Raw genomic sequence first — 25,893 nt, forward strand, 5'->3', positions numbered from 1 at the left:
TCATGGTTAGTTGTGTTCGGTTATGTTGGATAGGGGTGGTGAGGAGCCTGCGCGTGAAGAAGACGTCGACTCGGCTGGCCGACGGTCGCGAGCTGCTCTACTACGACTCCCGCGACGACGCCGTGCGCGACGCTGTCGACCCGCGCCCCCTCGAAGCGGTCGCGACCACCTCGCAGATCCGCCGCGACCCGCTCCTCGGTGACGCCGTCGCCATCGCCTCGCACCGCCAGGCCCGCACGTACCACCCGCCCGCCGACGCATGCCCGCTCTGCCCGTCGCGCGACGGGCGGCACAGCGAGATCCCGGCCACCGCGTACGACGTGGCCGTCTTCGAGAACCGCTTCCCCTCGCTGGCCGGCGACTCCGGTCGCTGCGAGGTGGTCTGCTTCACCTCCGACCACGACGCGTCCTTCGCCGACCTCACCGAGGAGCAGGCGGGCCTCGTCCTGGAGGCGTGGACCGACAGGACGGCCGAGCTGGCCGAGCTGCCCGGGGTCCGGCAGGTGTTCTGTTTCGAGAACCGGGGCGCGGAGATCGGCGTCACCCTCGGCCACCCGCACGGCCAGATCTACGCCTACCCGTTCGTCACCCCCCGCACGGCCCTTATGCTGCGCTCCATGGCCGGGCACCTGGCGAAGACCGGCCGGAACCTTTTCGACGACGTCGTGGCGCGGGAGCGCGCCGAGGGCACCAGGGTGGTCCTGGAGTCCGAGCACTGGGTGGCCTTCGTGCCGTACGCCGCGCACTGGCCGTACGAAGTGCACCTCTACCCGAAGCGGCGCGTGCCCGACCTGCGCGGCCTCGACGACGACGCGCGCACAGAGTTCCCACAGGTCTATCTGGAACTGTTGCGCAGGTTCGACCGGATCTTCGGCCCCGGTGAGCCCCCGACGCCGTACATCTCCGCCTGGCACCAGGCGCCGTTCGGCACGGTGGACTTCGCACCCGAGTTCGGGCTCCACCTCGAGCTTTTCACCATCCGACGCACTTCGGGCAAGCTGAAGTTTCTCGCGGGTTCCGAATCCGGCATGAATGTGTTCATCAACGATGTGCCGCCGGAGACCGCGGCAGCGCGACTGCGAGAGGTAGCGAGCGAGTGAGTCAGCACAAGTACTTGGTCACGGGCGGTGCGGGGTACGTCGGCAGCGTGGTCGCGGCGCATCTCCTGGAGGCCGGCCACGAGGTGACCGTCCTCGACGACCTCTCCACCGGCTTCCGCGAGGGCGTCCCGGCCGGCGCGACGTTCATCGAGGGCCGCATCCAGGACGCCGCGCGGTGGCTGGACCCCTCGTACGACGGCGTCCTGCACTTCGCCGCGTTCTCGCAGGTCGGCGAGTCCGTCGTCGACCCCGAGAAGTACTGGACGAACAACGTCGGCGGGACGATGGCGCTGCTCGCCGCGATGCGGGACGCGGGCGTCCGCACGCTCGTCTTCTCCTCGACGGCCGCGACGTACGGGGAGCCGGTCTCCACGCCCATCACGGAGACCGCACCGACCGCGCCCACCAGCCCGTACGGCGCCTCCAAGCTCGCCGTCGACCACATGATCAGCGGCGAGAGCGCCGCGCACGGCCTCGCCGCGGTCTCGCTGCGCTACTTCAACGTCGCGGGCGCGTACGGCGCCTGCGGCGAGCGCCACGACCCCGAGTCCCACCTCATCCCGCTCGTCCTCCAGGTCGCGCAGGGCCGGCGCGAGTCGATCGCGGTCTACGGCGACGACTACGCGACCCCCGACGGCACCTGCGTCCGCGACTACATCCACGTCGCCGACCTCGCCGAGGCGCACCTGCTGGCGCTGGGCGCGGCCGAGCCGGGGAACCACCTGATCTGCAACCTCGGCAACGGCAACGGCTTCTCGGTCCGCGAGGTCGTGGAGACCGTACGGAAGGTCACGGGCCACCCGATCCCCGAGACCCCGGCGCCGCGCCGGGCCGGAGACCCGGCGGTGCTGGTCGCGTCCGCCGACGCGGCACGCGAGAAGCTCGGCTGGAAACCGTCCCGCGCGGACCTCGCGGGCATCGTCGCGGACGCGTGGGCCTTCGCCCGCCGGGAGGAACAGGACGTATGACAGACGCAGTCGCCGTCGCACGGGCGTTCACCGAGCTGTACGGCGCCGAGCCGGACGGCGTCTGGGCGGCGCCCGGCCGGGTGAACCTCATCGGCGAGTACACCGACTTCAACGACGGCTTCGTGATGCCGCTCGCCCTGCCGCACACGGCGGTCGCGGCGGTCGCGCGGCGCGACGACGGTGTACTGCGGCTGCACTCGGCGGACGTCGACGGCGGCATCGTCCAGCTGCGCACCGACGACCTCACGCCGCCGCTGGGCGGCGGCAGCTGGGCGGCGTACCCGGCGGGAGTGGTGGGGGCGCTGCGGGAGGCGGGTCACGCGGTCGGCGGCGCCGACATCCACCTGACCTCGACGGTGCCGACCGGCGCCGGCCTCTCGTCCTCCGCCGCGCTTGAGGTGGTCACGGCACTGGCCCTGAACGACCTGTACGCACTGGGGCTTTCCGGCGCCGGGCTGGCGGTGGTCGCCCAGCGGGCCGAGAACGCGTTCGTCGGGGTGCCCTGCGGGATCATGGACCAGACGGCGGCGGCCTGCTGCACGGAGGGCCACGCGCTTCACCTGGACACGCGGGACCTGGCGAGCCGCCAGGTCCCGTTCGACCTGGCCGCCCACGGCCTCGAACTGCTGGTCGTCGACACGCGCGTCAAGCACGCCCTGGGCGACGGGGCGTACGCGGAACGCCGGGAGGGGTGCGAGGCGGGCGCGCGGGCGCTGGGGGTGGCGGCGCTGCGGGACGTTCCGTACGACGGGCTGGCGGCGGCGCTGGGCTCGCTGGCCGATGAGCGGATACGCCGCTACGTGCGCCACGTCGTGACCGAGAACCAGCGGGTGGAGAAGGTGATCGCCCACCTGGACGCGGGCGACCCGCGAGCGGTGGGCGCGCTGCTGACCGAGGGGCACGCGTCGCTCCGCGACGACCTGCGGGTCTCGTGCGCCGAGCTGGACCTGGTGGTCGGGACCGCCGACGCGGCGGGGGCGCTGGGGGCGCGGATGACGGGGGGCGGATTCGGGGGCTCGGCGATCGTCCTGGCGGAGTCGTCGGCGTCGGACACGGTCACGAAGTCGGTGAAGGCGGCGTTCGAGGCGGCCGGCCTGACACCGCCCCGCGTCTTCCCCGCGGTCCCGTCGCGCGGCGCGCACCGCTTGGCATGACGACGGGTCCGGTGCGCGGGGCGCTGCCCCGGACCCCGCCCCTCATCAGCGTGCCGAGCGCTCCGTGTTCGTGTCCTCGAGCCGTTCGCCCACCACAGTGCGTCGTTCTTTGTCGACTTCTGTCTCATTGCGAAACATGTGGCTCACCTTGAACAGCTCGGCCCATCAGTTCTGTGAATAACCTTCCGCTCCCCGCCCTCGCCCGTACGCTGAAGCAGAGCGCCGGTGGGGGCCGGTGCTTGATCAGGGGGCGAGACAGTCGGGTGCGTCGCCCGGGGTGGGCAGTTGGTCAGTGCGTCACGGCGGCGGCCGTGCGGCTGCGGTTGCCCCTCACCCCGGGCGTCGTACCCGCACACGGTCCGCCTCCCCGGGGGTCCAGGGGGGACACCCGGAACAACGCAGCGTGGGGGTGTCTGTGGCTCGTATCCGGGTACTCGTGGTGGACGATCACCGCATCTTCGCCGAGTCGCTCGCCGCGGCGCTCGCGGCCGAGCCCGACGTCGAAGTGTGCGCGGCCGGCAGCGGTCCGGCCGCCCTGCGCTCCCTGGAGCGGGGAGCGGCGGAGGGCCGCAGGTTCGACGTCATGCTCGTCGATGCCGACCTCGGCGCCTCCGCGGCGCCGCAGCCCGCCCGCGCCGTGCGCGTGCCCGAGCCGGGCGAGGACGGCCCGGTGGACGGCATCTCGCTGGTGGCGGGCGTCCGGTCCGGACAGCTCGCCGTCCGTTCGGTCGTACTGGCCGAGAAGGACGACCCGCGCCGCGCCGCCCTCGCCCTCCAGGCAGGTGCCGCCGGCTGGGTCGCCAAGGACTGCTCGCTGCAACGCCTGTTGACCGTCATCCGCGGCGTACTGCGCGACGAGACGCACCTTCCGCCCGCGCTCCTGACCGGCGTACTGAGGGAGCTGACGGCCGCGCGCAAGCACCGCACCGAGAGCGAGCGGCTCGTGGAGTCGCTGACTCCGCGCGAGCGCGAGGTGCTGCGGTGCATGGTGGCCGGGCTGGGCCGCAAGGCCGTGGCCGAGCGGCTCTTCCTCTCCCCGCACACCGTCCGTACGCACATGCAGAACGTGCTGGGGAAGCTCGGCGTGCACTCGACGCTCGCCGCCGTCGCGCTCGCGCGCCGCGCAGGCGTCGGCCCGGTGGACCTAGCCCGGGATGTTGTCGAACGGGGCGGTCAACTGGCGTAGCAGTCCGGCGAGTTCGCCGCGCTGTGCGCGCGACAGCTCGCTCAGGATGGCCCGCTCCTGAGCGAGCAGCCCGGCGAGCGCCTGGTCGGCCCGGTCGCGGCCCTCGGCGGTGAGCCGCACGAGCACCCCGCGGCGGTCACTCGGATCGGGCAGCCGCTCGACGAGGCCCTTCTTGGCGAGCCGGTCGATGCGGTTGGTCATGGTGCCCGAGGTGACCAGAGTCTGGGTCAGCAACTGGCCCGGCGAGAGCTGGTACGGGTCCCCGGCGCGCCGCAGCGACGTCAGTACGTCGAATTCCCACGGCTCCAGCTGATGCTCGGAGAAGGCGATGCGGCGGGCGCGGTCGAGGTGGCGGGCCAGCCGGGAGACACGGCTGAGGACCTCGAGTGGTTCCACGTCGAGGTCGGGGCGCTCGCGGCGCCATGCAGCGACCAGTCGGTCGACCTCGTCCTCCATGGCGATCAGTGTAGTTGGTCTGTCGACATGAAGTCTCTTGGCATCAAGTCTCTTGACGTCAAGAGACTTGTGCGGGGAAGCTGCTGTGCATGACCGATCGACCGATCTGGGACCCCCAGCAGTACCTCCGGCACGCCGGGCACCGCACCCGGCCCTTCCTCGACCTCCTCGCACGCGTCGACTCCCCCGCCCCCGCCCGCGTCGCCGACCTCGGCTGCGGCGCCGGCAACGTCACCGTCCTGCTGGCGGACCGCTGGCCCGCCGCCCGCATCACCGGCTACGACAACTCCCCGCAGATGCTGGAGCGGGCCCGGCGATACGCGGGGCCGCACCTCGAATTCGCCCACGCCGACGCCGCGACCTGGGCGCCCGGGAAGGCGGCGTACGACCTGATCGTCTCGAACGCCCTGCTCCAGTGGGTGCCGGACCACGCGAGCCGCTTCCCGGTCTGGCTGGACGCCCTCACTCCGGGCGGCACCTTCGCCTTCCAGGTGCCGGGCAACTTCTCCGCCCCCAGCCACACCGTCCTGGCCGCGCTGCGTGAGTCGCCGCGCTGGCAAGGCCGCCTGGGTGGTGCGGGTGACCGGGCGGCGGCGGTGCTCGAACCGGAGGAGTACCTCACCCGCCTCACCGTGCTGGGCTGCGAGGCCGACGTGTGGGAGACGACGTACCTTCAGATCCTCCACGGTGTGGACCCGGTCCTGGACTGGGTGAAAGGCACGGCCCTGCGGCCGGTCCTGACCGCGCTCGCGGACGATCCGCAGGCGAGCGAGGGCTTCGTCGCGGAGTACGCCGAGGCGCTGCGCGACGCTTACCCCGCGGGCCCGCACGGCACGGTTTATCCCTTCCGGCGCATCTTCGCCGTCGCCCGGAAACCGGACGCCTGAGCTGACCGCCGGTCAGGCGGGAGCTGTTCTGTCGTCAACAAAAGGAGACTTATTCGCGCTGACCTGCGGTAGTTTTCTACCAGTTGCGGCCATTTTTGACTCATGTGACGCTGGTTGAACCAGCCGAGCCGCACATAAGGAGATGGTTCCATGATCATGGACCGCACTTCGGCCGAGACAGGCACACTGACCACCGAGGTCGAGAGCCTGCTGGACCCCGCCGAGCCGCAAGGCGTCTTCCACGACACACGCGAGTGCGAAGGCAAGTTGCTGCTTGCCGCACTGCTGCTGATCTCGCCGCCCACGCCGCGCCCGAAGACGGAAACCCGTTAAGGAGCACGCGTTGGCTGCAGAAGAGGCGGCGCAGGTGCCACTGAGTTCCGTGGTCGCCGACGTCGCAACCGGAGTCGTCCTTGCCCTGCGGGGCGGGGGCGACCCTTACGTGCTCTCCCGCGTCCTGCCGCGCGGCGATGCGCTGGCGCCGGCCGCGATCCGGGTGCTGGGGGCGGACGCGCTCGCGCCGTACGCGCTGGACCACCGGTCAGGACCCGTCGGCGCGGACGACGAGACGGTGGTGCTGCAGGCACTCACGGCCTACCCGCCCGGTCCTGACGCCTCGGAGGTGTCGGTGTGGAGCTATCGGGGCCTGGTCGAGGCCTCGCACGCCTTCCTGCCCAGCGGCGCGGACCGGTGGCCGCAGGCGCCACTGGCCGGGGCGGCCTGGGTGACCGCCGACCCCTGGCCCAAGTTCGCCTACCGCGCGTCACAACTGGCCGCGCTGGCGCTCCCGGGGCTCGCGCCGGATCTGGCCGACGGGCTGGCGGCGCGCACCGACGATCTGGCTCGCGGATTCGTCCGCGCGGTACGCCGGCGGGATTGGCTTCAGGCCGCCGGTCTGGGCCGTTGGCTGGCCCGGCTGCCCCACGTGCCGCCGACTCTGGGGCTCGACAACGGGCTGGCGTTCGTGCGGCAGATGAGCGAAGGCGACACCCGGGTGGCACTGCACGTCGCGGCCGCCGGGCAGTTCTACGGGCGAGGCTGACACCGGTGGCAGGCGAGCGGGGCGGCGCCCCGGAGCTGCTCGACCGAATGGTCCGGGACAGCCTCGGATGGCTCGACGGTGCGCGCCCGTACTTCCGGCTGCCTGCCGACGTGGCGACGGACGCCGATCCCAACCTCACCCTCAAGCCTCTCGGCGAACTGGCCGAACTGACGCACGTGATCAGGACGACGCACCCCCGCGACGACATCCGCGCCGCGGCGGACGGCCTGTTCACCTTCGCCTGGAACGAGACCCGCGACGGGGAACTGTTCGCCGAACTGATCCGCGGCGAACCGCACGCGACATACCCTGTGGAGCTCTACGCGGCCTTCGCGCAGGCCGGTCTGCGCAACACTGCCGTGGAGGCCCTGCTGCCCGCCACGACAGGGCTGCGCAGCTGGCGGGTGGCCCGTGAGGACCACACCCGTACGCTCGGTGTCCTCGACGCGGAGCGGCGGATCGGCCTGCGGCAACACGCCGACTTCCAAGCCGTACTGGGCCTCACCGGCCTGGGTCTCATGCCGGAGCCGTGGGCGCTGGACCGCAAGGCGGTGTACGGGCTGACGCACGATGTCTTTCACCTCACGGACTGGGGGCGCGCCCGCCGCCGACTGCCCCGGGCGCTCGCCGACTACCTGCGTCTGTGGCTCCCTTCCTGGCTGGAGAGCTGGCTGGAGGAGCAACTGTGGGACCTGGCCGGCGAACTGCTGGCCGTGACCGCATGCCTGCCCGCGGCTCCGTACGATCCGGTGGCCTGGCAGCGGCTGGCCGACGTGCAGACGGCCGACGGCAGCGTGCCCGAAATGGGCGCCGCGCCGGACGCGGGCGACGGCGCCAAGGCCTTCACCGCCTGCTACCACTCCACCCTGGTGTCCGCCTTCGCAGGCACGCTCGCCCGCATCGCCGCACACGAGGCAGCCCCCTACGAAAGCGACGTGGCCCCGTGACAACAGCCGCACCCGCACCTCCCGCGCTGCTGCACGCTGTCGGCGACCGGGCCCTGACCTGGCTCGACGACCACCGTGAGTACTTCCGGCTGACCACCGAGGAACGCGCCAGGGGCACTGTCCTCGAACGGCTCAAACCCATCGGGGAGTTGGCGCTCAACATGCACGTGCTGTTCCGGGAGGGCGTGGCAGGCTCGCGCCAGCACACCCGTGCCGGCCGGTTGCTGGACTTCGCCTGGCGGGAACTGCTCGACGGCGGCTCTGTACTGGCCGAGCTCCAGCGTGACGAGCCGCTCTCGCCCGTGGCCCTGGAGATCTATGCGACCTTCCACGAACTGAGCTATCGCCACCCCGCCCTGGAGGCGGCCGTGGAAGTCTGCCGCAGGACCACCACATGGCAGGCGCTGGAGATGGTGCCCAACCGGCGACTCGGTGTGCTCAACGCCGAACGCAAGGCGGGCCTGGCCCCCAGCGAAGACTTCGACCGGGCCGTGAGCCGTACCTGGCTCGGCCGGCTGCCAGAGCCGTGGACGGTGCAGTACAACATCGCGTACGACCTCACGCACACCGTCTTCCACCTCACGAACTGGGGCGAGACGCCGGACCGCATCCCTCCGGAGATCACCTCCTACCTCACGCTGTACCTGCCGGCCTGGACCGAGGACTGGGCGGACGCCGAACACTGGGACCTGCTCGGCGAACTCCTCGCCGTCGACGCGTGCCTGCCGCGCCCCACGCTGGACGCCCGGATGTGGGAGCGGTACGCCGCCGCACAGTCGCAGGACGGTGCGATGCCTGTTCAGCGTGGAATGCCCGAAGGCGACGCGACCGAGGTGTTCGACCTCGTCCACCACCCCACCCTGGTCGCCGCCTTCGCCTCCGCGATGGCCACCTCCCGGGCGATGTCCGCCGCGTGACGACTCGCTTCCCACCGGCCAGGACGCCTGCCGACGCGCTCGCGCTGTGCCTCGCGGACGCCGTCACCGCGATCGACGCCCCCGACGTCGTACTCGCCGTCACCCGCCACGGCCGGCGCACCACCGTCACCGGCGGCGCCGCGTCCGCCCCGGCCGTGCCGCGCCACGCACTGCGCTACGAACTCGGATCGGTCAGCAAGACCTTCACCGTTCTGCTCCTCGCCGGCCTGGCACGCTCCGGGGTCCTGGGCCTCGACGACCCGCTCGCCGCGCACCTGCCGGAGCTGCCGCTGCCCCACCCCGACTCGCGGCGCATCACCCTGCGCCACCTGGCCACCCACACCGCGGGGCTGCCCCGCATCCCGGCAGACCTGTTGGCCGGCGCCCTGCTGCACCCGTACACCAGCGGTTACGCCCGCTACGACACCGAGCGCCTGCTGCGCACCTTCGCCCGCACCCGGCCCCGCCACCGGCCCGGAACCCGCCGGCATTACTCCAACTTCGGGCTGGCGCTGCTCGGCCCCGTCATGACCAGAGCCTCGGGAACCGACTACCCCACGCTGCTCGCCGACCGTGTGCTGCGCCCCCTCGGGCTGACCGGTACCACACCGGTGCCCGACGACGCCGGCGACGATGCCGTCGGGCACCGTACGGACGGCCGCACCTCGGCCCCCGGCGCCGACCTGGGCGCCTTCGCCGCCGCCGGGTCGCTGCGCTCCACCCCCGGCGACCTGCTCACGTACGTGGAGGCGCACCTCGACCCCAGCGCCACGCCCCTGAGCCTGCCGCTGAGCGACGTCCAGATCCCCCAGCTGCGGCACGGCCGAGGGCGGTGGCGCGAGACCCACACGCTGACCTGGTATCACCACCCCGGACCGGGCGGCCCGTTGCTCTTCCACGGCGGAGCCACCTTCGGCCAGCAGGCATTCCTCGGCTTCCACCCGGCGTCCGGAACCGGCCTTGCCGCGACCGCGACCCGCCGGGGACGCGCCTGCGGCTTGGTGGCCACGGCCTACGAGCTGCTCTACGCACTCGCCGCCGACCCCGCGTACTGAGAACCGCCGGGTCAGCTCTTCCTGTGACCTATGAGACGGGGCTTCGCCTCCAGGTTCTCCAGGCCGTGCCAGCACAGGTTCACCAGGTGCGCCGCGACCTCCGCCTTCTTCGGCTTCCGGACGTCCAGCCACCACTGGCCCGTCAGCGCGACCATGCCGACCAGGGCCTGCGCGTACAGCGGGGCCAGCTTCGGGTCGAAGCCCCGGGCCTTGAACTCCAGGCCCAGAATGTCCTCCACCTGGGTGGCGATGTCGCTGATCAGGGAAGCGAACGAGCCCGTGGACTGCGCCACGGGAGAGTCCCGGACCAGGATGCGGAAGCCGTCCGTGTACGTCTCGATGTAGTCGAGCAGGGCGAACGCGGCCTGTTCCAGGAGCTCACGCGGATGGCCGGCCGTCAGCGCGCCGGTGACCATGTCCAGCAGACGTCCCATCTCACGGTCGACCACGACGGCGTACAGCCCCTCCTTGCCGCCGAAGTGCTCGTACACGACGGGCTTGGAGACACCGGCCTTCGCCGCGATCTCCTCCACCGACGTGCCTTCGAAACCCTTCTCCGCGAAGAGGGTGCGGCCGATGTCCAGCAGCTGTTCGCGGCGTTCCTTGCCGGTCATGCGGACGCGTCGGGCACGCCGGCTCGGAGTGGGCCTGCTCTTCTCGCTGTTCATACTGCTGCCGTCGATCGCCACGTCACCCATCATGCCGCTTCGGAGGGCTCACTCTTGCGTCGGGAGTCGATCCGGTCCGCGCTCGGCCACCGGACGTCGTACGCCCAGCCGGCCTTCTCGAACCAGCGGATCAGCCGGGCGCTCGAATCGATCTGTCCCCGCATCACGCCGTGGCGCGCCGACGTCGGGTCGGCGTGGTGCAGGTTGTGCCAGGACTCGCCGCAGGACAGCACGGCCAGCCACCAGACGTTGCCGGACTTGTCACGCGACTTGAACGGGCGCTTGCCCACCGCGTGACAGATGGAGTTGATCGACCACGTGACGTGGTGCAGCAGCGCCACGCGGACCAGCGAACCCCAGAAGAACGCCGTGAACGCGCCCCACCAGGACATCGTGACCAGGCCACCCACCAGCGGCGGGATGGCCAGCGACAGGATCGTCCAGTACGCGAAGTCGCGCGAGACACGGCGGATCGCCGGGTCCTTGATCAGGTCCGGGGCGTACTTCTCCTGCGAGGTCTGCTCCTCGTCGAACATCCAGGCGATGTGCGCCCACCACAAGCCCTTCATCAGAGCCGGCAGGGTCTCCCCGAACCGCCAGGGGGAGTGGGGGTCCCCTTCGGCGTCCGAGAACTTGTGGTGCTTGCGGTGGTCCGCGACCCAGCGGACCAGGGGCCCCTCGACCGCCATCGAGCCCATGACCGCCAGGGCGATGCGCAGCGGGCGCTTGGCCTTGAAGGAACCGTGGGTGAAGTAACGGTGGAACCCGATCGTGATGCCGTGGCAACCGAGGTAGTACATGAAGACCATCAGGCCCAGGTCGAGCCAGCTCACGCCCCAGCCCCAGGCCAGCGGCACAGCCGCGAGCAGCGCGAGGAAGGGGACGGTGATGAAGAGGAGAAGCGCGAGCTGCTCGATGGAGCGCTTGGACTCCCCGCCGCGGGTCGCAGTGGGAGCCGAGGTGTCGTTACCCGCCTCGCGGGCGTCTTCGAGCACGTCGGAAGGAGTGGTCATGGGGTCCCCTGTGGGGTGAGGGAAGTGTCGGAAGCTCTTGCCGCGAAAGCTCTGGCTACGGATGCGTAACCTACGGCGTCGTAAGTATGGCAGCGCTTTGCCCGGCGGCAAGAGGCCGCGGGGAACGCGTTCGGCCGCGCCGCATATCCTGGGTGTCGTCGGACAGCGTGGTCCACAAAACCTCCAGACGTGCTGAAACACTGCAAGGAGCCGCACCTGTGAGCAGTGCCGACCAGAACTCCAACACCAGCGCGGAGCTCCGTGCCGACATCCGCCGCCTCGGCGACCTGCTGGGCGAGACGCTCGTAAGGCAGGAAGGCCCGGAACTCCTCGAGCTGGTCGAGCAGGTGCGCGCCCTGACGCGCACCGACGGCGAAGCCGCCGCCGAGCTGCTCGGAGACACCGACCTGGAGACCGCAGCCCGGCTGGTGCGCGCCTTCTCCACGTACTTCCATCTTGCCAACGTCACCGAGCAGGTGCACCGCGGCCGGGAAATGCGGGCGAAGCGCGCCGAAGAGGGCGGGCTACTCGCCCGTACGGCGGACAGGCTCAAGGACGCCGACCCCGAACACCTGCGCCACACGGTCAAGAACCTCAACGTCAGGCCCGTCTTCACGGCGCACCCGACCGAGGCCGCGCGCCGGTCCGTACTGAACAAGCTCCGGCGCATCGCCGAGCTCCTGGAAACCCCCGTGATTGCGTCCGACCGGCGCAGGCACGACCTCCGTCTGGCCGAATCGATCGACCTCATCTGGCAGACGGACGAGCTGCGCGTCGTACGCCCCGAGCCGGCCGACGAGGCGCGCAACGCCATCTACTACCTCGACGAACTGCACGCCGGCGCCGTCGGCGACGTCCTGGAGGACCTCGCCGCCGAGCTGGAGCGCGTCGGCGTCGAGCTGCCCGCCGGTACCCGGCCGCTCACCTTCGGCACCTGGATCGGCGGAGACCGCGACGGCAACCCGAACGTCACACCCGCCGTGACCTGGGACGTACTGATCCTCCAGCACGAGCACGGCATCACCGACGCCCTGGAGCTCGTCGACCAGCTGCGCGGGCAGCTGTCGAACTCCATCCGCTACACCGGCGTCACCGAGGAACTGCTGGCCTCCCTCCAGGACGACCTGGAGCGGCTGCCCATCAGCCCCCGCTACAAGCGCCTGAACGCCGAGGAGCCCTACCGGCTCAAGGCCACCTGCATCCGGCAGAAGCTCCTCAACACCCGTGAGCGCCTCGCCAAGGGCACCGCGCACCAGCCCGGCATCGACTACCTCGGCACCGGCGAGCTCATCGCCGACCTCGCGCTCATCCAGACGTCGCTGCGCGAGCACCGCGGCGGCCTCTTCGCCGACGGCCGCATGGACCGTACGATCCGCACCCTCGCGGCGTTCGGCCTCCAGCTCGCCACGATGGACGTACGCGAGCACGCCGACGCGCACCACCACGCCCTCGGGCAGCTCTTCGACCGCCTCGGCGAGGAATCCTGGCGTTACGCCGACATGCCGCGCGACTACCGCCAGCGGCTCCTCGCCAAGGAGCTGAGGTCGCGCCGGCCGCTGGCCCCGACCCCGGCGCCGCTGGACGCCGCAGGGCAGAAGACGCTCGGCGTGTTCAACACCATCAGGGAAGCGCTGGAGCGCTTCGGACCCGAGGTCATCGAGTCGTACATCATCTCGATGTGCCAGGGCGCCGACGACGTCTTCGCCGCCGCCGTCCTCGCCCGCGAAGCGGGTCTGGTCGACCTGCACGCGGGCTGGGCGAAGATCGGTATCGTGCCGCTGCTCGAAACCACGGACGAGCTGCGCGCGGCCGACGTCATCCTCGACGAGATGCTCGCCGACCCGTCGTACCGGCGGCTCGTATCGCTGCGCGGCGACGTCCAGGAGGTCATGCTCGGGTACTCCGACTCCTCCAAGTTCGGCGGCATCACCACCTCCCAGTGGGAGATCCACCGCGCCCAGCGCCGCCTGCGTGACGTCGCGCACCGGTACGGCGTACGGCTGCGCCTCTTCCACGGCCGCGGCGGCACCGTCGGCCGCGGCGGCGGCCCCTCGCACGACGCGATCCTCGCGCAGCCGTGGGGCACCCTGGAGGGCGAGATCAAGGTGACCGAGCAGGGCGAGGTCATCTCCGACAAGTACCTCGTGCCGTCCCTGGCCAGGGAGAACCTGGAGCTGACGGTCGCCGCCACGCTCCAGGCGTCCGCGCTGCACACCTCGCCCCGCCAGTCCGACGAGTCGCTCGCGCGCTGGGACGCGGCGATGGACACGGTGTCCGAGGCCGCGCACACCGCGTACCGCAAGCTCGTCGAGGACCCGGACCTGCCGGCGTACTTCTTCGCCGCCACGCCCGTCGACCAGCTCGCCGACCTGCACCTGGGCTCCCGCCCCTCGCGCCGCCCCGACAGCGGCGCCGGCCTCGACGGCCTGCGCGCCATCCCGTGGGTCTTCGGCTGGACGCAGTCACGGCAGATCGTGCCGGGCTGGTACGGCGTCGGGTCCGGCCTGAAGGCGCTGCGCGAGGCGGGACTCGACACGGTCCTGGACGAGATGCAGGAGAAGTGGCACTTCTTCCGGAACTTCCTCTCCAACGTGGAGATGACGCTCGCCAAGACCGACCTGCGCATCGCACAGCACTACGTCGACACCCTCGTCCCGGACGACCTGAAGCACGTCTTCGAGACGATCCGCGCCGAGCACGAGCTCACGGTGGCCGAGGTACTGCGGATCACGGGCGGCGAGCAGCTGCTCGGCTCCAGCCCCGGGCTCCAGCAGACCATCGCGATCCGCGACGCCTACCTGGACCCGATCTCCTACCTCCAGGTCTCGCTGCTGGCCCGCCAGCGCGCGGCGGCCGAGCGGGGCGAGGAGGCGGACCCGCTGCTGGCGAGGGCGCTGCTGCTCACGGTCAACGGTGTGGCCGCCGGCCTGCGCAACACCGGCTGACCTGCCCGGCCGACGAAACGCCCGCTGCCCCGCACCGTCCGGTGCGGGGCAGCGGGCGTTTCGCTTCCCGTTGCTCGGCTTCCTGTTGCCCGGCTTCCCGTGCGGCGCCGCTTGCCGTCACAGCGCCAGGAACGCCGCGCCCAGCAGCGCCCCGCCCGCCAGGGCCGCACCCCACGCCAGGCGCGTCAGGCGCAGGCCGCCCGCGATCACCAGCGCCGCGAGCAGCAGCGCGCCGCCCAGCGGCGCCCAGGCGTGGAGGATGCCGGGCGCACCGGCCCGTACCGCTTCGGTCGTGCCCGGCTTCAGGACGACCGGGAGCCTCGCCCCCTTCTTCGCCGCGACGGACTTGTCGATCGTCACGCGCGGGTGGTCGGGCGTACGGCCCTCGGGGGTGTACGTGCCGGTGCACGTCTCGCCGTGGCATGCCGCGACCGTCAGCGTCCCGTGCTCCCGCCCCTTGGCGAGCATGACGTGCTGGGCAGTGCCCCAGGAGGAACGGACGCCGGCGACGAGCAGCAGCAGGGCGATGGCGGTCATCGCCGCCCGTCGGGCGTACAGGAGGGCTTGGGTCCGCTTCGTGGCCATGAACCGCGATCCTTGGCCATGTGACAGCGCTCGGTCAACCTGTGGCCAAGGTGTCCGGGCGGATTGTTATGAGTTGTACGTGGTCTGCGCGCGCTCCAGCCCCTCGGTGACCAAACACTCCACCGCATCCGCCGCCCGGTCCACGAAGTAACCCAGCTCCTTGCGCTCCGCCGAGGAGAAGTCCTTCAGCACGAAATCGGCCACCTGCATACGACCCGGCGGCCGCCCGATCCCGAAACGCACCCGGTGGTAGTCCGGCCCCATCGACTTGGTCATCGACTTCAGACCGTTGTGACCGTTGTCGCCGCCGCCCAGCTTCACGCGCAGGGTCCCGTAATCGATGTCCAGCTCGTCATGGACCGCCACGATGTTGGCCGTCGGCACCTTGTAGAAGTCGCGCAACGCCGTCACCGGCCCACCGGACAGATTCATGTACGACTGGGGCTTCGCCAGCACCACACGCCGGTTCGCGGGACCCGGCGGACCCATACGGCCCTCGACGACCTGGGCACGCGCCTTGTGCGCCTTGAACTTGGCCCGCATGCGCTCCGCGAGCAGGTCGGCCACCATGAAGCCGACGTTGTGCCGGTTGGCCGCGTAATCAGGACCCGGATTGCCCAGACCCACGATCAGCCAGGGCTCGGCTGCGTCCGTCATCTGCATGTCTCCTTCATACGCCGGATCCGCGACCGGATCCCCACCGGTTCATACGCCAGCCGCCGCCCCGCGCACAAAGGCACGGAACGGCGGCTGGACAAAAACTACGAGCCGAGCGGCGAGGCTCAGGCCTCGGCGCCCTCGGACTCACCCTCGGCAGCGGCCTCCTCGGCCTGCGGGGCCAGGACCTGGATGACGATGGCGTCCGGGTCGGTGACCAGGGTCGTGCCCTCGGGCAGCGGAACGTCCTTCGCGTGGATCGAGGCACCGGCCTCGAGGCCCGCGATGGAGACCGTGACGGACTCGGGGATGTGCGTGGCCTCGGTCTCGACCGACAGCGTGTTCAGCACGTTCTCGAGCAGGTTGCCGCCCGGGGCCAGCTCGCCCTCGGTGTGGACCGCGACCTCGACCGTGACCTTCTCGCCCAGCTTGACCGCGAGCAGGTCGACGTGGGTGATGTTGCGCTTGATGGCGTGACGCTGAATGGCCTTGGGGATGACGAGCTCGGTCTTGCCGTCCACGTCGAGGCTGAGCAGCGCGTTGCTGGTCTTGAGCGCCATCATGAGCTCGTGACCCGGCAGGGTGACGTGTACGGGCTCGGCGCCGTGGCCGTAGATGACACCGGGAACCTTGTTGGCACGGCGGGTCTGACGGGCAGCGCCCTTGCCGAACTCGGTACGGACTTCAGCGGCGATCTTGATCTCAGCCATGGCTGCACTCCTCGCAGGTGACGAAAAACGGATGGGTCACCCGGCCACGAAACGGCCTGCTACGAAGAGCGCGTCGATAACGGATGCGCCGTACTGCATGAGTACGGCCTCCCTCGCCGAGCAACTCAGGGAGTCTACCCGGCGGGGAGGCCGTACCAGAAATCGATCTACGGATCAGACGGTGATGCTACGACTGCTCCTCGAAGAGGCTCGTGACCGAACCGTCCTCGAAGACCTCACGCACCGCACGCGCGATCGTCGGCGCGATCGAAAGCACCGTGATCTTGTCGAGCTCCAGTTCGCCCGGGGTGGGCAGCGTGTCCGTGAACACGAACTCGCTCACCTTGGAGTTCTTCAGGCGATCGGCCGCCGGGCCGGACAGGATGCCGTGCGTGGCCGTCACGATGACGTCCTCCGCACCATTCTCGAACAGCGCCTCGGCAGCGGCGCAGATCGTGCCACCGGTGTCGATCATGTCGTCGACGAGGACACAGATACGGCCCTCGACGTCACCCACGACCTCGTGGACCGTGACCTGGTTGGCGACGTCCTTGTCGCGACGCTTGTGGACGATCGCCAGCGGCGCGTCCAGACGGTCGCACCAACGGTCGGCGACCCGCACACGGCCGGCGTCCGGAGAAACAATCGTCAGCTTCGAACGGTCCACCTTCGCGCCCACATAATCCGCGAGAACCGGCAGCGCGAAAAGGTGGTCGACCGGGCCGTCGAAGAAACCCTGGATCTGGTCGGTGTGCAGATCGACCGTGACAATGCGGTCCGCACCGGCGGTCTTCATCAGGTCCGCGATCAGACGGGCCGAGATCGGCTCACGGCCACGGTGCTTCTTGTCCTGACGGGCATAGCCGTACGACGGCACGACCACGGTGATGCTCCGCGCGGACGCCCGCTTCAGAGCATCCAGCATGATCAGCTGTTCCATGATCCACTTGTTGATCGGAGCCGTGTGGCTCTGGATCAGGAAGCAGTCGGCACCGCGCGCCGACTCCTGGTAGCGGACGTAGATCTCACCATTGGCGAAGTCGAAAGCCTTCGTCGGCACGAGGCCGACACCCAACTGGTGCGCGACCTCCTCGGCCAGCTCGGGGTGGGCGCGGCCGGAGAAGAGCATCAGCTTCTTCTCGCCGGTCGTCTTGATCCCGGTCACAGCACTGTCTCCTCGGACGTGAATCATTGCTGCTGCGCCCGCACGCCTATGAATCGCATACGAGCCAGCCGAATTGTGTGCACCTATCACGGTACGCCGTCAGTGGCGCACCCGTTTCCGGTCAGCTTTCGCCTTCGACCACTTCGGCCGCCGACTGAGCCGCCTGCGCAGCGGCACTTCCCGGACGCTTACGAGCCACCCAACCCTCGATATTCCGCTGCTGCCCACGGGCGACAGCGAGCGAACCGGGCGGCACATCCTTGGTGATGACGGAGCCGGCAGCGGTGTACGCGCCGTCCCCGACCGTGACAGGCGCCACAAACATGTTGTCCGAGCCCGTCCGGCAGTGAGAACCGATCGTGGTGTGATGCTTCGCCTCACCGTCGTAGTTCACGAAGACGCTCGCAGCGCCGATGTTCGTGTACTCGCCGATGGTCGCATCACCGACGTACGACAGATGCGGCACCTTCGTGCCCTCACCGACGACAGCGTTCTTCATCTCCACATACGCACCGGCCTTGGACTTCGCGCCGAGCTTCGTACCGGGCCGCAGATAGGCGTACGGGCCCACATTCGCACCCGCACCGACCACCGCGCCCTCCGCGACCGAGTTGTCCACGCGAGCACCCGCGTGAACGACCGTATGCGTCAGCCGCGTGTTGGGACCCACCTCGCACCCCTCACCCAGATGCGTCGCACCCAGCAGCTGCGTACCCGGGTACACCACAGCGTCCTGATCGAACGTCACCGTCACATCGATGAACGTCGACACCGGGTCGACCACCGTCACACCACCGAGCATCGCGCGCTCCAGCAGCCGCCCGTTCAGCAGCCGGCGCGCCTCGGCCAGCTGGACACGGTTGTTGATCCCCAGAATCTCCCGGTGATCGGCCGCGACCGCCGCGCCCACCCGATGACCGGCCTCCCGCAGGATGCCGAGCACATCGGTGAGGTATTCCTCACCCTGGCTGTTGTCCGTACGGACCTTGCCCAGCGCATCCGCGAGCAGCTGCCCGTCGAACGCGAACACACCGGAGTTGATCTCCCTGATCGCACGCTGCGCGTCCGTGGCGTCCTTGTGCTCGACGATCGCGGTCACCGCGCCACTGTCCCGGTCCCGCACGATCCGCCCGTACCCCGTCGAATCGGGGACCTCGGCGGTCAGCACGGTGCACGCGTTGCCGTCGGCGGCATGCGTCCCCGCGAGACGGGCCAGTGTGTCGCCGGTCAGCAGCGGCGTGTCGCCGCAGACGACGACCACAGTGCCTTCGATCCCGTCGGCGAGCTGCTCCAGGCCCATGCGCACGGCGTGGCCGGTGCCCTTCTGCTGCTCCTGTACGGCGGTACGGACCTCGGCGTCGATCTCGGAGAGGTGTGCGGCGACCTGCTCGCGGGCGTGGCCGACGACCACGACGAGGTGCTCGGGGTCCAGCTCGCGGGCGGCGGCGACGACATGCCCGACGAGCGAGCGCCCGCTGATCTCGTGCAGGACCTTCGGGGTGGCCGACTTCATGCGGGTGCCCTCACCCGCTGCGAGGACGACGACGGCGGCCGGGCGATTGGCGCTCACGGTGATGCCCTTCGGCTTCGGGTGGTGGACACCCGCAGGATACCGGGGGGTGTCATGCCCGAAACGCGCGCGGGTCCTGACCAGTGTGGTCAGGACCCGCGCGCAGATGCTCCCCTGCCAGGACTTGAACCCGGACTTAAGGCACCAAAAGCCTCAGTGCTGCCAATTACACCACAGGGGAACAAACCGAACGAACCGGACATTTGGTCAGGCCGCCCGATCGGCACCCAACACTATGCCGTACCAGGCACCCTCCACGCGACGGTACAGTTCGGCGCTCTTCGTGACGTAGATGATCAGGCATCCCCGGTACTCATCGGCGGTGGTGTTCTTCCGTGTGGTTTTCGGCAGGTGCTTCTTGAGCGTCGCGCGACGAAAGTCGGTGACATCGACGCCGGTCAGGTCGGCCCAGAACCGCTCGGCTTCGGGGACGTCTGCCGACTCGTGGATGCTGAGGCGAAACTGCATGCGCTCGCGCGTGACCCCAAGAATCTCGAGCCAGCGCAGGTAGACCCGGATCATGTTTGGGTCGCTGTTGATGAACTGGAGAACCTCCGAGCGGCGGTACGCCTTGTCCTTAGTTCCCTCGGCCCAGTAGAGGCTGACGCCGATCAGGAACAGCTCCCGATCTGAAATCTGGCCGACCTCGTCCTGTGCCATGCGCTTCGTTTCCTGGCGCTTCTGATCTTGGGCTGCCCGCAGGCGGGCGAGGCCTGCATTCATGAGGGCGTGGCGTTCCTCGTCTGTGTAGCGAGGCTCTGGCTTCGGGAGATCCCGTACCCAGAGCGAGATAGAGCTCTTCGAGCATCCCAACTGAGCCTGGATCTGGTCGTAGGTCAGGCCCTGGAGGCGCAGATCACGCGCTTTGGCTCGAAGGTCGTCCTTGGCGTTCGGACGCTTGGTCCACTCCGGTGCGGGCTCGCCGTTCACCAGACGCTGGAGAATGTCGTTGTTGTAGACCTTCAGTCGATCGCGGATCTGCCGCAAACTGAGACCTTCCCTGCGAAGTTGGACGGCCTGTTCGCGGAGGCTTTCGAAGTCGGCGTACTTGCCGAGGGTTTCCGTCATGCGAGCAGCCTTGTTCGGTATGCGGACTCCCGGGTCGAAAATACGGGCGATTCAACTGTTCGTGTGGACAACGCGTGTTTCGTGGGCGCGGGCCGCTTTCGTACTCGTCCGGTCTCCGGATATTGGGTGGCGGCCGCCCGTAGGGTGGATGGCATGACCGTAACGGGGGCAGATCAGGACGCCACGGGCATGACCGCCCGGCGCTACTGGTGGTGGGACAGGCGGCGCAGTGTCGTCCTGGATGTGGGGCTGGCGCTGGTTTCGGCGCTCGAATGTGCTGTGGAGGGTGTGAGGTTCGCGGGGGACGCGGGGCTGCCGGTTCCGGTCGGTGTGGTGTTCGGGCTGGTCGCGGGGTCCGTGCTGGTGGTGCGGCGGCGGTGGCCGATCGCGGTGGTGCTGGTGTCGATCGCTGTGACGCCGGCCGAGATGGCGTTCCTGATGGGGATCGTGTCGCTGTACACGCTGGCCGCGTCGGAGGTGCCGCGCCGGATCATCACGGTGCTGGCGGGGATGTCGCTGGCCGGGACGCTGATCGTGACGTTCGTACGGACCCAGCAGGACGTGGCGAACGCGGCGGAGGGGGATTTCAGGCCCGGCCCTTGGTACGTGCCGCTGGTTTCGCTCTTTTTGTCGCTGGGGCTGACCGGGCCGCCGGTGCTGTACGGGCTCTATATAGGGGCGCGCCGGCGGTTGATGGAGAGCTTGCGGGAGCGTGCGGATTCGCTGGAGCGGGAGCTGTCGCTGCTGGCGGACCGGGCGGAGGAGCGGGCCGAGTGGGCGCGTACGGAGGAGCGGACGCGGATCGCGCGGGAGATGCATGACGTGGTCGCGCATCGGGTGAGTCTGATGGTGGTGCACGCGGCGGCGCTTCAGGCGGTGGCGCTGAAGGACCCCGCCAAGGCGGTGAGGAACGCGGCGCTGGTCGGGGACATGGGGCGGCAGGCGCTGACGGAGCTGCGCGAGATGCTCGGGGTGCTGCGTTCGGGGGATGCGGCAGAGCGGCGGCGGCCGGTGGCGTCGGGTGTTCCGTTGGCGGCTGTGGGGGCGGCGGCCGCGGCGGTGGCGGCTGCCGGGGTGGAGGACGGGCCGTGTCTGGCGGATCTTGAGGCGCTGGTGGGGCAGTCGCGGCAGGCGGGGATGGTGGTGGAGTTCTCGGTGGAGGGTGATCCGGTCGCCTGCGGGGCGTTGGTGGAGCAGACGGCGTACCGCGTGGTGCAGGAGGCTCTGACGAATGTGCACAAGCACGCGGCGGGTGCGAAGACGTGGGTGCGGCTGGCGCACCGGGGGTCGGAGGTCGCCATGCAGGTGGAGAACGGGCCGTCGGACGGGGGTACGGCGGACGCGGATTTGCCGAGTGGGGGAAATGGTCTGGTGGGGATGCGGGAGCGGGTGACGGCGCTGGGTGGTGTGTTCGTGTCCGGCCCGACGGACGCGGGTGGTTTCCGTGTCTCGGCGGTGCTTCCGGCGCGGCCGCGGCAGGCGGCGTAGGCGGCCGACGGCCGATGGCTGATGGGTTGTCCGGCCGTGGGGGAGCGTGGGGCCGTTCAGTGGCCGAGGCGGGGTGAGTGCCTGGCTGGTCGGTCCCCGCGGTGTGCGTTCCGGCCCGTCCGGGGGAGGGGTGTGGTCGGCCGCGGCGGATGTCGTCCCGTCGGTGGGGCGAGCCGGGGTTCCGTGGTGCCGTGGCCTACGCCGGTGTGAGCCGGTTCGGCTGGGTGCCGGTGACCAGGGTGGACAGGGCGTGGTCGAGGTCCGGGCCGAGGTACCAGTCGCCGGTGTGGTCCAGGCTGTAGACGCGGCCTTCCGTGTCGATCGCGAGTAGGGCCTGGCTGTCGTCCCCTTCGCCGCCGAGTTCCGTGCCGAGTGGGCATACCTCGGTACCGAGTGCCCGGCCGAGGTCGGCGAGGGTACGGGCGTGGTGCAGGCCGCTCAGGGGGTCGAAACGTACGGGTGTGGGCGCGATCTGCCGGCCGGGGCCCGGCGGTGCGATGTGCAGGCCGCCGAATTCGGCCCATGCCTCGACGGCTGCCGGGAAGACGCTGTGGCGGTGGCCCGCCGGTGAGGTGTGCGCGCGCAGTGTGTCGGCCCAGTGCTCCGCCTGCCGTATGTCCCAGCGTCCGGGCTGCCAGCCGGCTGCGCGCAGGGCGGCGTCCACGGCCACGGGGAAGCGGGTGGTGCTGGTGTTGCTGCTGGGGCCGGGCATCGGCTGCGGATCAGCCCTTCTCGTTCGAGGTCGCGGTGGGGTCTACTGCGCGTACGCCGAAATGGGCGAGCATCGGCGTACAGGAGCGGCACGGCGGGGCGTAGCTGCCGTGCAGTGGGTCGCCGTCCTCGCGGATGCGGCGTGCCGTGAGTTTGGAGTGTTTGAGGGAGCGGCGGGCTTCGCCCGTGGTGAGGGGTTTGCGGGAGGCGCGTTTGGAGCGCGCTGCCTCGGTGGCGGTGATGTGCCGGGAGAGGAGGATCGCTTCCGGGCAGCGGCCGGTGAACCGCTCGCGCTGCCCGCTGGTGAGGGTGTCGAGGAAGTCCTGGACGAGTGGGTGCAGCGGGGGTGGCTGGTCGCCCCGGCCGGCGGTGCACGTCAGTGTGTCGCTGCCGCGCACGGAGAGTGCGGCGGCGACCGTCGGCAGGATGCCGTCGCGGCGGTGGCCGAGGGCGGGCACAGGGGCGGGTTCGCTGCTGCTCCAGCTGAGGCGGGGGTCTCCGGACGTGGCCGTTGCCGTGGCCGGCGTCCCTGCCGTCGTTGTCGTGGTCGTGCCTGTCGGTTTTGTCGTAGCGGCTGTCGGTGCAGTGTGCATGGTGGTGCTCCCCTCCCGTGCCCGCGGCGGGGTAGCCGCTGGTGTGCACGCCCCCGCGTTGCTGGGACAGCCTGCCAAATGTGTCCACTGGTACGGAAGCTGGGTCGGTGAATCGTGTACGTGTGTCGCCGAGCGGTGACCCCGGTGTGACGGTTCGTTACGCAAGGCCAGGGGCGGGACCGCCTGTTGCCCCAGCGCATAGGCTGTGCGAACCAGCCAGACGCAGCAGGGGGCATTCGCCATGACGACAGGTCGGCTCGGGCAGCAAGCCGCGCCACCGAATGCGGCCTACGCCGGGCAGCTCGTGCATTTCCCGGACCCGGTCCGGGCCTCCCGCCATCCGCAGGGTGTGCGTGTGGACGAAGCCGGCTTTCCCGTTTTCACGCCGTACGCGCGTGCCGCCGCGGAGATCGCCGAGCCCCCGGAGGGCTTCGGCGTCGACGAACTGCGGCTCACCGACTATGTGTCCGCCAATGCGGCGCTTGCCGCCGACGGGCACGACCTGTGGGACACCATTCCGGCGGTCGCGACTCCGCACGGGTGGACGTGGCATCACGTGCCGAACAGCCGGCGCATGGAGCTCGTACCCGTGGAGGTGAAGGCGCTGTTGCGCCACCATGGCGGGCTGACGACGGCCGCCGTGGACCAGGACAAGCGCGGCACGCGCCCGCTGCAGGAGACGCGGCCGGCCCACTTCGGGCTGCCGAAGGGTTCCGTATCGGTCAGTGAGCAGCAGATCCTGGGCGTGGAGGAGGATCTCGGCTACCGGCTTCCGGGTGCGTACCGTTCCTTCCTGAAGGCGGCGGGCGGGTGCGCGCCGGTGGGTGCGGCGCTGGACGCGGAGCTGGGGCTGCTGGTCGACCAGCCGTTCTTCACGGTGCGGGACGAGGCCGCGGTGAACGACTTGGTGTACGTGAACAAGTGCCTGCGCGACCACATGACCAAGGACTTCCTGGGTGTCGCCTTCGTGCAGGGCGGCCTGCTGGCCGTGAAGGTCAGGGGCGAGGCGGTGGGCTCGGTGTGGTTCGTCGCGTACGACGACGCGCGGGACCGCGACGGCTGGACGGTGCACGAGCGTGTGGACCGGCTGCTGCTGCCCTGCGGTGACGACTTCGACGCCTTTCTGCAGCGGCTGGCGGGCAATCCGCCGGAGCTGGAGACCGTGGCGAATCTGATGGTCGACGGCGGCTTCGCGCGCGCCGTCCCGGTTTCGGACGAGAGGTGACGGTCCGATGGTGACGTTCGCGCAGGCGCAGGAGCGCGCGGAAGAGTGGGTCAACGGGGATGTGCCCGTGCCGTCGCACCGTGAGGTGCGGGTGCGGGAGTTCGAACTCGGCTTCGTGGTGTGGGCGGAGGACCGTGCGGACGGTCCCGCCTCGGACGGTGGCAGGCACCGCCTGGTCATCGCCCGGGACAGCGGTGAGGCCACGCTGTGGCCCGGGCTGCCGGTGGGTGAGGTGATCCGCCGGTACGAGGAGGAGTACGGGACGCCGGACGTGTCACCGGCGGTGGACGCGGGGCCGGCTCCGGCGCAGCGGGTGGATCTGGAGCAGACGTCGTTCCTGTTGACGCCGCCGGAGTGGCTCCAGGACGCGGCGGACAAGATGGGCATTCCGGACCGACGTGAGGCTGGTCCTGGCCCTGGCCCTGGTGCGGATGCCGGTGCGGGTGCGGGTGCGGGTGCCGTGGCCGGTGCGCCTGCGGACGCGGTTCCTGCGGACGCGGGGGCGGCTTCCGCTGCTTCCGCTGTTGCGGGTTCGCCTTCTGACGGTGGTGACTGGCCTCTCGCCGGTGCGGGCGTCGGGCCGCAGGCCGGGGTCGGTTCGCCCTCGGCGGCCGGCTGGGCCGACGCCGTGAGCGCGGGGGCGGCTTCGCCTTCGGCGGGCGGTGCCGGTGGTATCAACGGGCTTCAGGCGGGGGCGGGTTCGCCCTCCGGTGTGGGTCCGGCTTCCTCTTCGGCGGGTGGCGATTCGGCCGGTAGCGACGCCGGCGCCGGTGCTCGAGGGCCGCAGGACGGGGTCGGTGCGCCCTCTGCCGACGGTGGTTGGGGCTCTTCCGGGCCCCACGGGGTGTCGGGTGACGCCAGTGCCGCGACCGGCGCCGGGAGTTGGGGCGGGCCCGGGAGCGAGAACGCTTCGCAGGCCGAGCGCGGGTCCGGAGGCACTCCCTGGCCCAGCGCCAACGGGCCCGACTACGAGCCCACCGCGTCCGACGGTGTGCCCGCGACGCCCGCCGGGGCGACCCCATGGGCCGGGACCGACACCAATTCGGCCACCGGTTCCGACGATGCGTCCGTCCCGCTGCCGGCGACGGTTTTCGCTCCGCCTCTCTCCGGGTCCGACGAGGACGACGCTCCGCCGCCCGGTGTGCCGCCGGAGGCCAGGACGGCGCTGATGTCGGGCGGCAGCCGCCTGCCCTCGACCACGGTCGCCCCCGCGGTCCCGGGCCCGGCTCCGGAGCCGCCGGTGGCTCCGGGGGGCCCCGGCGGGCCCCGGCCCGGTGCCGGTGACATCGCCGACGCAGCGACCAGCAAGGCCGCTGTGCCGCGCGGTGCGCGTGGGGGCGGTGCGACGCCTCCGCCGCCGCCCGGCGCCCCCGGTACGCCGGGTACGCGGCCCGGTGCGGTTCCGCCGCCTCCCTCGGGGCCGGGCACGCCCGGCGCCCCGGCGGGCGGTTACGTACCGACGCAGCTCGTTTCGGCGCTGGGGCCCGACGGGCCGCAGCCTCCCGGTCCTCCGGGTCCGCCCGGTGCGCCGACGCCGCCTCCCGGTGGGGGTGTTCACCATGCGGCGACGATGTTCGCCGACCCGAGTCAGGGTGGCGGTATGCCGGGGGTCCCGCAGCCGCCGGGTCCTCCTGGTCCGCCCGGTGCGCCCGGTCAGGCGACTCCTCCCGGTCCCCCCGGTCCTCCTGGTCCGCCCGGTGCGCCGACGCCGCCTCCCGGTGGGGGTGTTCACCATGCGGCGACGATGTTCGCCGACCCGAGTCAGGGTGGCGGTATGCCGGGG

Annotated in this window: 24 protein-coding genes, 1 tRNA gene and 1 pseudogene; 14 read left to right on the forward strand and 12 right to left on the reverse strand. The window is 70.7% G+C overall.

Annotated elements, in window-relative coordinates; translation table 11 throughout:
• The first annotated feature begins 53 nt into the window (after positions 1-53).
• The 4 genes from galT to ACWIHY_RS15155 all read left to right on the forward strand — a co-directional run bounded on the left by galT (position 54) and on the right by ACWIHY_RS15155 (position 4,408).
• A complete protein-coding gene (galT, locus tag ACWIHY_RS15140; RefSeq protein ID WP_454376101.1) occupies positions 54-1,100 on the forward strand; it encodes a galactose-1-phosphate uridylyltransferase in 1,047 nt (348 codons plus the stop codon).
• Positions 1,097-2,068 (forward strand): UDP-glucose 4-epimerase GalE, encoded by a 972-nt coding sequence (galE, locus tag ACWIHY_RS15145; RefSeq protein WP_454376102.1) that lies wholly within the window; start codon positions 1,097-1,099, stop codon positions 2,066-2,068. The genes galT and galE overlap by 4 nt, the downstream gene beginning before the upstream one ends.
• Positions 2,065-3,222: a galactokinase gene (gene galK / locus ACWIHY_RS15150; protein ID WP_454376103.1), complete on the forward strand. Its 1,158-nt coding sequence runs from the start codon at positions 2,065-2,067 to the stop codon at positions 3,220-3,222. Before galE ends, galK begins: the two co-directional genes overlap by 4 nt.
• Positions 3,223-3,637: 415 nt before the next feature.
• On the forward strand, positions 3,638-4,408 hold the full coding sequence (locus ACWIHY_RS15155; RefSeq protein WP_454376104.1) for a LuxR C-terminal-related transcriptional regulator: 771 nt from the start codon (positions 3,638-3,640) through the stop codon (positions 4,406-4,408).
• Here ACWIHY_RS15155 and tamR read toward each other — a convergent pair.
• A complete protein-coding gene (tamR, locus tag ACWIHY_RS15160; RefSeq protein ID WP_453402980.1) occupies positions 4,367-4,864 on the reverse strand; it encodes a MarR family transcriptional regulator TamR in 498 nt (165 codons plus the stop codon). The genes ACWIHY_RS15155 and tamR overlap by 42 nt on opposite strands.
• Positions 4,865-4,953: 89 nt before the next feature.
• Here tamR and ACWIHY_RS15165 point away from each other — a divergent pair, with 89 nt between their 5' ends.
• From ACWIHY_RS15165 to ACWIHY_RS15190, 6 genes are all read left to right on the forward strand, one after another.
• The gene (locus ACWIHY_RS15165; RefSeq protein ID WP_454376105.1) at positions 4,954-5,751 is read left to right on the forward strand and encodes a trans-aconitate 2-methyltransferase; all 798 of its coding nucleotides are present in this window, start codon (positions 4,954-4,956) and stop codon (positions 5,749-5,751) included.
• A gap of 150 nt (positions 5,752-5,901) precedes the next feature.
• Positions 5,902-6,084: a hypothetical protein gene (locus ACWIHY_RS15170; protein WP_454376106.1), complete on the forward strand. Its 183-nt coding sequence runs from the start codon at positions 5,902-5,904 to the stop codon at positions 6,082-6,084.
• Between the two features lie 10 nt (positions 6,085-6,094).
• Entirely contained in the window at positions 6,095-6,793 is a 699-nt protein-coding gene (locus tag ACWIHY_RS15175) for a hypothetical protein (RefSeq protein ID WP_454376107.1), read from the forward strand.
• A 5-nt stretch (positions 6,794-6,798) separates the two neighbouring features.
• Positions 6,799-7,740 (forward strand): DUF6895 family protein, encoded by a 942-nt coding sequence (locus tag ACWIHY_RS15180; RefSeq protein ID WP_454376108.1) that lies wholly within the window; start codon positions 6,799-6,801, stop codon positions 7,738-7,740.
• A complete protein-coding gene (locus tag ACWIHY_RS15185) occupies positions 7,737-8,657 on the forward strand; it encodes a DUF6895 family protein (protein ID WP_454376109.1) in 921 nt (306 codons plus the stop codon). Before ACWIHY_RS15180 ends, ACWIHY_RS15185 begins: the two co-directional genes overlap by 4 nt.
• The gene (locus ACWIHY_RS15190; RefSeq protein WP_454376110.1) at positions 8,654-9,712 is read left to right on the forward strand and encodes a serine hydrolase domain-containing protein; all 1,059 of its coding nucleotides are present in this window, start codon (positions 8,654-8,656) and stop codon (positions 9,710-9,712) included. Before ACWIHY_RS15185 ends, ACWIHY_RS15190 begins: the two co-directional genes overlap by 4 nt.
• 11 nt (positions 9,713-9,723) lie before the next feature.
• Here the strand turns inward: ACWIHY_RS15190 and ACWIHY_RS15195 are convergent, their stop codons facing one another.
• Positions 9,724-10,413, reverse strand: coding sequence for a TetR family transcriptional regulator (locus ACWIHY_RS15195; protein WP_454376111.1), 690 nt, complete (start codon positions 10,411-10,413; stop codon positions 9,724-9,726).
• A complete protein-coding gene (locus ACWIHY_RS15200; RefSeq protein WP_454376112.1) occupies positions 10,410-11,393 on the reverse strand; it encodes an acyl-CoA desaturase in 984 nt (327 codons plus the stop codon). Before ACWIHY_RS15200 ends, ACWIHY_RS15195 begins: the two co-directional genes overlap by 4 nt.
• Positions 11,394-11,611: 218 nt before the next feature.
• On the opposite strand from ACWIHY_RS15200, the gene ppc reads away from it, so the two are divergent.
• Positions 11,612-14,338: a phosphoenolpyruvate carboxylase gene (gene ppc, locus ACWIHY_RS15205; RefSeq protein WP_454376113.1), complete on the forward strand. Its 2,727-nt coding sequence runs from the start codon at positions 11,612-11,614 to the stop codon at positions 14,336-14,338.
• Between the two features lie 117 nt (positions 14,339-14,455).
• Here ppc and ACWIHY_RS15210 read toward each other — a convergent pair whose 3' ends face one another.
• From ACWIHY_RS15210 to ACWIHY_RS15240, 7 genes are all read right to left on the reverse strand, one after another.
• Positions 14,456-14,923, reverse strand: a complete 468-nt coding sequence (locus tag ACWIHY_RS15210) for a hypothetical protein (RefSeq protein ID WP_454376114.1) — start codon at positions 14,921-14,923, stop codon at positions 14,456-14,458.
• A gap of 66 nt (positions 14,924-14,989) precedes the next feature.
• Complete coding sequence (gene pth, locus ACWIHY_RS15215; protein WP_454376115.1) at positions 14,990-15,580, reverse strand: aminoacyl-tRNA hydrolase; 591 nt, start codon at positions 15,578-15,580, stop codon at positions 14,990-14,992.
• A gap of 125 nt (positions 15,581-15,705) precedes the next feature.
• Complete coding sequence (locus ACWIHY_RS15220) at positions 15,706-16,290, reverse strand: 50S ribosomal protein L25/general stress protein Ctc (RefSeq protein WP_454376116.1); 585 nt, start codon at positions 16,288-16,290, stop codon at positions 15,706-15,708.
• Between the two features lie 187 nt (positions 16,291-16,477).
• The gene (locus tag ACWIHY_RS15225) at positions 16,478-17,455 is read right to left on the reverse strand and encodes a ribose-phosphate diphosphokinase (RefSeq protein WP_454376117.1); all 978 of its coding nucleotides are present in this window, start codon (positions 17,453-17,455) and stop codon (positions 16,478-16,480) included.
• A 121-nt stretch (positions 17,456-17,576) separates the two neighbouring features.
• Positions 17,577-19,025, reverse strand: coding sequence for a bifunctional UDP-N-acetylglucosamine diphosphorylase/glucosamine-1-phosphate N-acetyltransferase GlmU (glmU, locus tag ACWIHY_RS15230; protein ID WP_454376118.1), 1,449 nt, complete (start codon positions 19,023-19,025; stop codon positions 17,577-17,579).
• Between the two features lie 109 nt (positions 19,026-19,134).
• A tRNA-Gln gene (locus ACWIHY_RS15235) sits at positions 19,135-19,206 on the reverse strand.
• A 26-nt stretch (positions 19,207-19,232) separates the two neighbouring features.
• Positions 19,233-20,093: a hypothetical protein gene (locus ACWIHY_RS15240; protein WP_454376119.1), complete on the reverse strand. Its 861-nt coding sequence runs from the start codon at positions 20,091-20,093 to the stop codon at positions 19,233-19,235.
• A gap of 153 nt (positions 20,094-20,246) precedes the next feature.
• Here ACWIHY_RS15240 and ACWIHY_RS15245 point away from each other — a divergent pair, with 153 nt between their 5' ends.
• Positions 20,247-21,581 carry a sensor histidine kinase gene (locus tag ACWIHY_RS15245; RefSeq protein WP_454376120.1) on the forward strand — a complete coding sequence of 445 codons (1,335 nt, stop codon included), beginning with the start codon at positions 20,247-20,249 and terminating at the stop codon, positions 21,579-21,581.
• Between the two features lie 196 nt (positions 21,582-21,777).
• Here ACWIHY_RS15245 and ACWIHY_RS15250 read toward each other — a convergent pair whose 3' ends face one another.
• Both ACWIHY_RS15250 and ACWIHY_RS15255 read right to left on the reverse strand, forming a co-directional pair.
• Positions 21,778-22,293, reverse strand: coding sequence for an SUKH-3 domain-containing protein (locus tag ACWIHY_RS15250; protein ID WP_454376121.1), 516 nt, complete (start codon positions 22,291-22,293; stop codon positions 21,778-21,780).
• A 10-nt stretch (positions 22,294-22,303) separates the two neighbouring features.
• Positions 22,304-22,885, reverse strand: coding sequence for a YwqJ-related putative deaminase (locus ACWIHY_RS15255; protein ID WP_454376122.1), 582 nt, complete (start codon positions 22,883-22,885; stop codon positions 22,304-22,306).
• A 241-nt stretch (positions 22,886-23,126) separates the two neighbouring features.
• On the opposite strand from ACWIHY_RS15255, the gene ACWIHY_RS15260 reads away from it, so the two are divergent.
• Positions 23,127-24,110, forward strand: a complete 984-nt coding sequence (locus ACWIHY_RS15260) for an SMI1/KNR4 family protein (protein WP_454376123.1) — start codon at positions 23,127-23,129, stop codon at positions 24,108-24,110.
• 7 nt (positions 24,111-24,117) lie between these two features.
• Positions 24,118-25,893, forward strand: a pseudogene (locus tag ACWIHY_RS15265) (SUKH-4 family immunity protein); the annotation flags it as partial.

It is taken from the genome of Streptomyces sp. NPDC055287, from assembly GCF_053646035.1.